General features: G+C 74.0%; 8 protein-coding genes. 4 read left to right on the forward strand and 4 right to left on the reverse strand.

Translation table 11 applies throughout. From position 1 onward, the window contains the following. Positions 1–108: 108 nt before the first annotated feature. Positions 109–1725, reverse strand: coding sequence for an NAD(P)H-hydrate epimerase (locus ACFT5B_RS18145; protein ID WP_386800581.1), 1617 nt, complete (start codon positions 1723–1725; stop codon positions 109–111). Positions 1726–1829: 104 nt separating this feature from the next. On the opposite strand from ACFT5B_RS18145, the gene ACFT5B_RS18150 reads away from it, so the two are divergent. After that, a complete protein-coding gene (locus ACFT5B_RS18150; protein ID WP_386800582.1) occupies positions 1830–2873 on the forward strand; it encodes a TIGR03560 family F420-dependent LLM class oxidoreductase in 1044 nt (347 codons plus the stop codon). A gap of 213 nt (positions 2874–3086) precedes the next feature. Further along, complete coding sequence (locus ACFT5B_RS18155; protein WP_386800583.1) at positions 3087–4022, forward strand: hypothetical protein; 936 nt, start codon at positions 3087–3089, stop codon at positions 4020–4022. Between the two features lie 134 nt (positions 4023–4156). On the opposite strand, the gene ACFT5B_RS18160 is transcribed toward ACFT5B_RS18155, so the two are convergent. Beyond that, the gene (locus ACFT5B_RS18160; RefSeq protein ID WP_036953227.1) at positions 4157–4507 is read right to left on the reverse strand and encodes a holo-ACP synthase; all 351 of its coding nucleotides are present in this window, start codon (positions 4505–4507) and stop codon (positions 4157–4159) included. Between the two features lie 22 nt (positions 4508–4529). On the opposite strand from ACFT5B_RS18160, the gene ACFT5B_RS18165 reads away from it, so the two are divergent. Beyond that, a complete protein-coding gene (locus tag ACFT5B_RS18165; protein WP_386800584.1) occupies positions 4530–5270 on the forward strand; it encodes an IMP cyclohydrolase in 741 nt (246 codons plus the stop codon). Positions 5271–5285: 15 nt separating this feature from the next. Here the strand turns inward: ACFT5B_RS18165 and ACFT5B_RS18170 are convergent, their stop codons facing one another. Continuing rightward, on the reverse strand, positions 5286–5621 hold the full coding sequence (locus tag ACFT5B_RS18170) for a pyrophosphatase (protein ID WP_386800585.1): 336 nt from the start codon (positions 5619–5621) through the stop codon (positions 5286–5288). 79 nt (positions 5622–5700) lie between these two features. Beyond that, the gene (glmS, locus tag ACFT5B_RS18175; protein WP_386800586.1) at positions 5701–7566 is read right to left on the reverse strand and encodes a glutamine--fructose-6-phosphate transaminase (isomerizing); all 1866 of its coding nucleotides are present in this window, start codon (positions 7564–7566) and stop codon (positions 5701–5703) included. A 174-nt stretch (positions 7567–7740) separates the two neighbouring features. Here glmS and coaA point away from each other — a divergent pair, with 174 nt between their 5' ends. Further along, positions 7741–8700 carry a type I pantothenate kinase gene (gene coaA, locus ACFT5B_RS18180; protein WP_386800587.1) on the forward strand — a complete coding sequence of 320 codons (960 nt, stop codon included), beginning with the start codon at positions 7741–7743 and terminating at the stop codon, positions 8698–8700. Positions 8701–8803: the final 103 nt, after the last annotated feature.

An 8803-nucleotide genomic window follows, 5' to 3' on the forward strand; every position in this document is an offset into this window, starting at 1 on the left:
GCTCCACGGTAGCGCCCGCTGCGACCGCTGGTTGCCGCGCCGCGGGTCCGGCGTCGTGCGACCAGCGACCACATCGCCCGCGAGGTCTCGCTGTGGCGGCTCGTCGCGCTACGGCCGGCGGAGCAGGTCCGCCACGACGCCCGGGAGCGCGTCCGCGACCGCGAGCGCGCCGACGGGGCCGCCGGGGTTGGCCGCGTGCGCGGCCTGACCGTGCACCGCGGCAGCCCCGGCCGCGAGGGTCGCGGCGAGCGACGGGTCCCGCAGGACGTCCGCCGACCGGCCTGCGAGGAGCACGCCGAGCAGCCCCGTCAGCACGTCGCCCGCTCCCGCGGTCGCGAGCCACGCCGGCCCGTCGGCCTGCGCGTACTCCGCTCCCCCGGCCCCGACGACGACGGTCACCGCTCCCTTGAGCAGGACCGTCGCCCCGGTGAGCTCGTGGGCGAGGCGCGCGTGCTCGAGCGGCGCGGCCTCGACGGCTGCCCGGTCGACGTCCTGCCCGCGCGAGCGGAGCAGCGTCGCGAGCTCACCCGCGTGCGGGGTCAGCACGACCGTCGGCGGGACCCGGGCCGGCAGCAGCGAGAGCGCACCGGCGTCCACGACGACGGGCACGCGCCCCTCCTCGGCGGTCGCGGCCGCGAGGGCCGCCCGGACCTCGTGGTGCTGCGCGAGGACGTCGGGCTCGACGGGCGCGTCGGCGGCGGACGCGGCCGCGGGCAGGCCGGGCCCGACCGCCCACGCCTGGACCCTCCCGCGGGCGGGCACGACCTCGGGCCGGGCGCCGACCACCGCGTGCGAGACGGCGTCGGGTCCCACGTAGCGGACCATGCCGACACCGGCACGCACGGCCGCCGTCACCGCGAGCACCGCCGCGCCCGGGAACTCCGAGGTCCCCGCGACGACACCGAGCACGCCGCGCGCGTACTTCTGCGACGAGGCTCCCGGAACGGGCCAGACGGCCGCGACGTCGTCGGGCTCGAGCCGGCACAGCACCCAACCCCCGCCCGGCCGTCGGCCCCGGGGCGCTCCGAGGCCGAGCCCGATGTCGACGACCTCGACGCGCCCGGCGAGGGCCGCCGCCGGAGGGAGCAGGAGCCCCCGCTTCGCGGCTCCGAACGTCACGGTGACGTCCGCGCGCAGGACGGGTCCCGGCACGGTCCCGTCGTCGACACCGATGCCGCTCGGGACGTCGACGGCCACGACGAGCGGGCCGCCGGCCGAGCCGGCCGCCGCGTCCGCGTACCCCTCGACGACGGCCGCGCCGACCCCCCGGAGGGCTCCGTGCGCGCCCGTGCCGAGGACGGCGTCGACGACGACGTCGCTCGACCGCGCGTCCGCGACGACGTCCGCGACGCCGCCGCGGTCGTCCTCGGACCGCGTGCCGGGAGCGACGTCGTGGGGCGCCTCGCCGACCGCGACGAACCGGCCGCCCGCACGGACGAGCGCGGCGCGCCCCTCCTCGTGCACGCGCGCACTCACGCCGTACGCGGTCACCGCGACGCCGCGGCGGCGCAGGGAGGCCCCGGCGAACAGCGCGTCGCCGCCGTTGTTCCCCGCCCCGACGAGCAGGACCGCACGTGCCCCGGCCACGCGCCCGCGACGGGCCGCGAGCTCGCGCAGGACCGTTCGCGACAGCGCGAAGGACGCACGTTCCATGAGCGGGACGCCCGCCGCGAGCAGGGGCTCCTCGGCGGCGCGGACGACGGCGGCGGTGCGGGCTTCGATCACCCCGCCATCATGCGACGACGCCGGGCCGCCCGCCGCGCGGGTCGGCGGTGCGGTGAGGCCTCCCAGCAGGGCACGAATCGTTTCGAAGGCGGTACGGTCGGACCATGCGATTCGGACTCTTCATCCCCCAGGGCTGGCGCCAGGACCTCACGGGCATCGAGCCCGCGCAGCACTGGGAGGTCATGCACTCCCTCGCGCGGCGCGCGGACACCGTCTTCGCGGGCGAGGGCCTCCCGGGCGCCCAGCACGCCTGGGAGTCCGTCTGGGTCTACGACCACTTCCACACGGTCCCCGAGCCGACCCACGAGGCCACCCACGAGGCGTGGTCGCTCATGGCCGCGTTCGCGGCGTCGACCGAGCGCGTGCGCCTCGGCCAGATGTGCACCTGCATGGCGTACCGCAACCCCGCCTACCTGGCGAAGGTCGCGACGACGATCGACCACGTGTCGGGCGGACGCATCGAGATGGGCATCGGCGCCGGCTGGTACGAGCACGAGTGGCGCGCCTACGGGTACGGCTTCCCGCGCGCCGGGCTGCGCCTCGACGCGCTCGCCGAGGGCGTCGACATCATGGCGCAGATGTGGCGCACGGGTGAGGCCACGCTCGACGGCTCGGTCTACCAGGTCGCCGGCGCCCGTAACTACCCGCAGCCGCTGCAGCACGCGGCCGGTGAGGCCGCCGGCCCGAGCATCCCGCTGTGGATCGCGGGCGGCGGCGAGAAGCGCACGCTGCGGATCGCGGCCGAGTACGCGCAGTACACGAACTTCGCGGGCGACCTCGAGACGTTCCGCCACAAGTCCGAGGTGCTGCGGGGTCACTGCACCGACCTCGGCCGCGACTTCGGCGAGATCACGCGCTCGGGCAACTTCAACGTCGTCATCGCCCCGACCGAGAAGGAGGTCCAGGACCAGCTGGCCTGGATCGACGAGAACCTGCGCAAGACCGTCTCCACCGAGGCGGCCGACGGCGAGATGGCGGGGCTGCGCAACGGGCCGATGATCGGCACGCCCGAGCAGGTCGTCGAGCGCCTGACGGAGTTCCGCGACGCGGGCCTCGCGTACACGATCGGGTACTTCCCCGGCATCGCGCACGACACGAGCGGCGTCGAGCTCTTCGAGCGCGAGGTCATCCCGGCGCTCCAGGCCTGACGCTCGCCGCGCCCTCCTTGCCGAACACGGGGCCTGCGCCCGTCCAGCTCCGCTGACGGGCGCGGGCCCCGTTGTCGTGGGGCGCGAACACCGTTCTCGGCGTAGCGCGTTCCGGACGACGGAGGCCGCCCACAGGCTCCGCCCCAGGCCGCACTGTCCACACCGGGCGCCCCCGTTCGTCCGTGAGGTCACGAAAGCCGCTGACATGGGCCGGTGCACCGACGGACCGAGGTACCCCCGACGCTCTTCGCGCTCGCCCAGACCCAGGGCGGCCTGGTATCGGCGAGCCAGTACCGAGAGCACGGCCTGACCGACAAGGCAGTCCGCGGACTGGTCGCACGACGGGAATGGGCGCGCCCGACCTCCGGCGTGCTCGACCTCCGCACGGCTCCCCCGCCGAAGGTCTCGGTGCACGACCATGCCCGGCGCCGCGCCGCATGGCTCGCCCTCCTGGCCTACGGACCCGACGCGATCAGCGTCGGGGCGTGCGCGCTCGTCCTCCACGGCATCGAGGGGACACCGCTGGGGCTCCGCGCGGAGGCGGCGCTGCCACGGGCGAGCGACCGCACGTCACGCGACGGGATCGCGCTGCGGCAGTTCGACGACGGCCTCGAGACCGTCCTGATCGGCGGGCGACGCGTCGCGAGCGTGGCATGGGCGCTGGCCCAGGCTATCCCCGAGCTCTCGCGCGCCAAAGGGCTGGCGGTGCTCGACTCCGCGCTCTACCGCAAGAAGCTCAGTCCCGCGGGACTGGAGCGGGCGCACGACCTCGCCCGCGGCCGCCGCGGCGTCGCCACACGGCACGACCTCTGGGGGCTCGCTGACGCGCGCGCCGAGTCGCCGTTCGAGTCGAGCACGCGCCTGGAGTGCGTCGAGGAGGGCATTCCGCCGGACGTCCTTCAGCTTCCGTTGGTGGACGCCGACGGCAGGGAGATCTCGCGCGGCGACGCAGCCTGGCGCAAGCGCGACGGCCGCTGGCTGGTCGCCGAGCTCGACGGCACGGAGGTCCACGACACGCCCACGGCCGTCTTCAAGGACCGCGCCCGACAGAACCTCTGGGTATCGACCGGCGCCGTGGACGTCCTCCGGTTCACACCGCGCGACTCCGGCGCGATCGCGCCGGCGATCCGGCGCGCGCTCCGGCGCTGATGCGGACGGCTGCCCACGCTCCCGGACCCTCCGGCCGTGCCGAGCACGCGATCGTCGCCCTCCGACCACTGGCTTCGCGCCCGTCCGCCGATGACGACGGGCGCGAAGCCCGTGCTCGGCGAGAAGGGGGAGCGTCACCCCTCCGCGACGACCATCGCCGACGCGATCCCGGCGTCGTGCGAGATCGACAGGTGGAACGTCGCGATGCCGAGCTCGTCGGCGCGCGCCTTCACGGTGCCGCGGATCTCGACGACCGGCGCGCCCCCCTCGACGCGGTGCACGGTCGCGTCGTGCCACCGCATGCCCCCGGGCGCGCCGAGCGCCTTCGCGATGGCCTCCTTCGCGGCGAACCGGGCCGCGATCGACGCGGGCGGCAGGTCGCGCTCGGCCTCCGTGAACAGCCGCTCCCGCAGCGCGGGCGTGCGCTCGAGCGTCGCCATGAACCGTGCGACGTCCACCACGTCGATCCCGACCCCGATGATCATCCCCGAAGCCTAGAGTGTGTCCGTGAGCGTGCCCCGAATGTCCGACGTCCTGGTCCCCGGCACGTACCCCGGACGCGTCGTGGTGCTGGCGCGCACGCCGGTCGGCGAGCTGCTCGGCGGGGTTGCGCTCACGGGTCGCTCGCGGCGCTCCCGCGACCGTGTGCTCCTGCCCGACGACGGCGCTCTCGTCGTGGCCCCGGCCTCGCCCGGTCCGGGGTCGGGCCGTGCGGCCGGTGGTGCTCTCACCGCGAGGGACCCGTTGCGCCGCTACACGGCAGCGGTCAGCGACGACGCCTGGACGGTCTTCGGGAACGGCGACCACGTCGAGACCGTCGCGAAGCGACTGGCCACCGGGACGGACCCGCGCCTCGCCCTCGACGGGCTGGAGTACGAGCCGGACCCGCCGATCTTCACGCCCCGCATCACCGCGGTCGTCGAGCGGTCCACGGGCCACGCGTGGCTGGGCGCCGCCCGCCACGCCGAGGGGCTGCGCTCCGGCACCGACGTCACGGTGACCACGCTCGGCGACCTCGGGCCCGGGGAGGGCGTCGTGCTGACCACCTACGAGCCGGACCCGACCGGCACGGAGCCGTTCCCGGTCCCGTCCCGGCGGCACCGGGACGTGGTCACGCGGGCGGGCGGCGCGATCACGCTCCTCGACGAGCTGTGGTCAGCACTGCGCGGACCGCACCGCGTGGCGGCGTCGACGTTCGTCCCCCGCGACGGCGTCCTCGGCCCGGTCCGCCACGAGGAGACCGACTGACGCACGCCGGGCGGGTCAGGCCCGGAGCCGGTCCTCGGGCTCGATGAGGTGCCGCCAGCGGAACCACTTGCGCTCGATCTCGGCGTCGAGGTCGACGTCGAACCGGTGCGCCACGAGCAGGAGCTGCGCGAGGACGTCGGCGAGCTCCGCGCGGAAGGCGGCGTCGACGTCGTCGGGCGAGTCACCACGCGTCCGGGAACGCCCGCTGCGCTCGAGGTAGGCCTGCGTGAGCTCGCCCACCTCCTCGTGCAGCTTGAGCACGAGCCAGTCGTCGGTCCGCTCGACCCCGAACCGGCGCGCGTACACGCGTGAGATGACCTCGAGCTCGTCGCCCAGCTCCCGCAGCTCCATCCGACGATTATCAGCGCCCGTGGAGCACGGGACCAGGGCGAGCCGGTGCACGAGCGCGACCCGACCCCGCGCGGAACCCCTACTCGACGGTGACCGACTTCGCGAGGTTGCGCGGCTGGTCGACGTCGAGGCCACGCGCGGTCGCGAGCTCGCACGCGAAGATCTGCAGCGGCACGACGCTCAGCAGCGGCGACAGCAGGGTCGGCGCCTCGGGGACCCAGAACACCTCGTCGGCGTACGGCTTGACGGCCTCGTCGCCGTCCTCGGCGATGACGAGGGTCCGGGCGCCGCGAGCGCGGATCTCCTGGATGTTGGAGATCACCTTGGAGTGCAGCGAGTCGCGTCCGCGGGGCGAGGGCACGATGACGAACACCGGCTGCCCGGGCTCGACGAGGGCGATCGGACCGTGCTTGAGCTCGCCCGCCGCGAAGCCCTCGGCGTGGATGTACGCGAGCTCCTTGAGCTTGAGCGCACCCTCGAGGGCGACCGGGTACCCGACGTGCCGCCCGAGGAACAGGACGGAGTCGGAGTTCATCCAGCGGGCGATGACGCGGACGTGGTCGCCGCGGTCGAGGACCGTCTGGATCTTCGCGGGCATCGCGCGCAGGTCCGCGAGCTCCTCGGCGATCTCGTCGGGGAACTTGTTGCCGCGGACCTGTGCCAGGTAGAGCCCGAGCAGGTAGGTCGCCGTGATCTGCGCGAGGAACGCCTTGGTGGACGCGACCGCGATCTCGGGTCCGGCGTGGGTGTAGAGGACGGCGTCGGACTCGCGCGGGATCGTCGAGCCGTGCGTGTTGACGATCGAGAGGACCTTGGCGCCCTGCTCCTGCGCGTGCCGGACTGCCATGAGCGTGTCCATGGTCTCGCCGGACTGCGTGATGGCGACGACGAGCGTCTTCTCGTTCACGACCGGGTCCCGGTACCGGAACTCGTGCGCGAGCTCGACCTCGACCGGGATGCGGCACCAGTGCTCGATGGCGTACTTGGCGACGTGCCCCGCGTACGCGGCGGTCCCGCACGCGATGACGACGATCTTGTCGACCGCACGCAGCACCGACTCGTCGATGCGGAGCTCGTCGAGCTGGAGCCGACCGTTGGCGTCGGTGCGGCCGAGCAGGGTCTCCGCGACGGCCTGGGGCTGGTCGTGGATCTCCTTGTCCATGTAGGTGCGGAAGCCGCCCTTCTCGGCGGACGACGCGTCCCAGTCGACGGTGTACCGCTTGGGCTCGACGACGCGGCCCGCGAAGTCGGTGACGACGACGGCGTCGGGCGTGATCGTGACGACCTCGTCCTGGCCGAGCTCGAGGGCCTCGCGCGTGTGGGAGACGAACGCGGCGACGTCGGAGCCGAGGAAGTTCTCGCCGTCGCCGAGACCGACGACGAGCGGGGAGTCGTGCCGGGCGCCGACGACGGTGGACGGCTGGTCGGCGTGGACGGCGAGGAGCGTGAAGGTGCCCTCGAGGCGGCGCGCGGTGTCGCGGATCGCGGCGGCGAGGTCGCCCGTCTCGCGGTACGCCTTGGCAAGGAGGTGGCCCGCGACCTCGGTGTCGGTCTCGGAGAGGAACTGGACGCCGTCGGCGAGCAGCTCGTCGCGCAGGGTCGCGTAGTTCTCGACGATGCCGTTGTGGATGACGGCGAGGCGGCCGTCGTCGGCGAGGTGGGGGTGGGCGTTGACGTCGGTCGGACCGCCGTGGGTGGCCCAACGGGTGTGACCGATCGCGGCGGTCGCGTCGGCGAGGGGGTCGAGGCTGATGGCCTCGACGAGGTTCGCGAGTTTGCCCGCCTTCTTCCGGCTGGCGACGCGCTCGGAGCCGGGCGCCACGAGGGCGACTCCGGCCGAGTCGTAGCCCCGGTACTCGAGCCGGCGCAGGCCCTCGAGGACGACCTCCAGGGGACGCTGCGACGGCGCGTCGGCAGCGCCGACGTAGCCCACGATTCCGCACATGGGCGCCAGGGTAACAAGACCCAGATTCGTTATGACCCCTGCAATGACGGGGCTTGGTGCGGCGGCCCTCGCGATGACCCGAGCCGTGACCCGGGGTGCGGCACTGGCAGAATCGTGCGGGTGACCGACCCCCTCGACGACACGCTCGACGCCCCCGGCCTCCGTGCCACGACCGTGGCCGACCCGCTGCGGAGCGCCTCGCCGTACGTCGACCTCGACCGTGCGGCGTGGGCCCGCCTGTCCGAGTCGACGCCGCTCCCGCTGACCGATGCGGACGTCGAGCGGCTGCGCGGCCTGGGCGACCCGATCGACCTGGCCGAGGTGGACGCCGTCTACCGCCCGCTCTCGCGGCTGCTCAACCTGCACATCGGCGCGACGGCGCAGCTCCACGAGGCCACGAGCACGTTCCTGCGCGAGGACTCGGGCGGCACGCCCTTCGTGATCGGCATCGCCGGGTCGGTCGCGGTCGGCAAGTCGACGACGGCGCGCGTGCTCCGGGAGATGCTGGCCCGCTGGCCCGAGACGCCGCACGTGGAGCTCGTCACGACGGACGGCTTCCTCTACCCCAACGCCGAGCTGCAGCGCCGTGGCCTCATGGAGCGCAAGGGCTTCCCCGAGTCGTACGACCGGCGCCGGCTCCTCCGTTTCCTCTCCCGCGTCAAGGCGGGCTGGGACGAGGTCACGGTGCCCGTCTACGACCACCTGACGTACGACATCGTGCGCGGTCAGGAGAAGACCGTGCGCCGCCCCGACGTCCTCATCGTCGAGGGCCTGAACGTGCTGCAGCCCGCGCGTCCCATCCCGTCGGGCATGGCGGACGACTCGGCGACGGCCGTGAGCGACTTCTTCGACTTCACGATCTACGTCGACGCCCGGACCAGGAACATCCGCCAGTGGTACGTCGACCGGTTCCTCGCGCTGCGCCGGACGGCGTTCGCGAAGCCGGAGTCGTTCTTCCACCGGTACGCAGCGCTCACGGACGAGCAGGCGGTCGAGCGGGCGCGCCAGATCTGGGACTCGATCAACGCCCCGAACCTCGAGCAGAACATCCTGCCGACGCGGGGCCGCGCGACGCTGGTCCTCACCAAGGGCCAGGACCACGCCGTGCAGCGCGTGCGCCTGCGCAAGCTCTGACCCGCTCTCGCGAAGTACCCCGGCATCCCGCATACCTCGCGAAGTACCCCGGCATCCCGCATACCTCGCGAAGTACCCCGGCATCCCGCATACCTCGCGAGGT

This window comes from Luteimicrobium sp. NPDC057192 (assembly GCF_042670205.1).
Lineage (GTDB): Bacteria > Actinomycetota > Actinomycetes > Actinomycetales > Cellulomonadaceae > Luteimicrobium.

What these genes read in the sequence shown, in the direction of transcription:
- ACFT5B_RS18150 (WP_386800582.1), top strand. Translation starts at nt 1,830, where the DNA reads ATGCGATTCGGACTCTTCATCCCCCAGGGCTGGCGCCAGGACCTCACG.
- glmS (WP_386800586.1), bottom strand. Translation starts at nt 7,566, where the DNA reads ATGTGCGGAATCGTGGGCTACGTCGGCGCTGCCGACGCGCCGTCGCAG.
- ACFT5B_RS18170 (WP_386800585.1), bottom strand. Translation starts at nt 5,621, where the DNA reads ATGGAGCTGCGGGAGCTGGGCGACGAGCTCGAGGTCATCTCACGCGTG.
- ACFT5B_RS18160 (WP_036953227.1), bottom strand. Translation starts at nt 4,507, where the DNA reads ATGATCATCGGGGTCGGGATCGACGTGGTGGACGTCGCACGGTTCATG.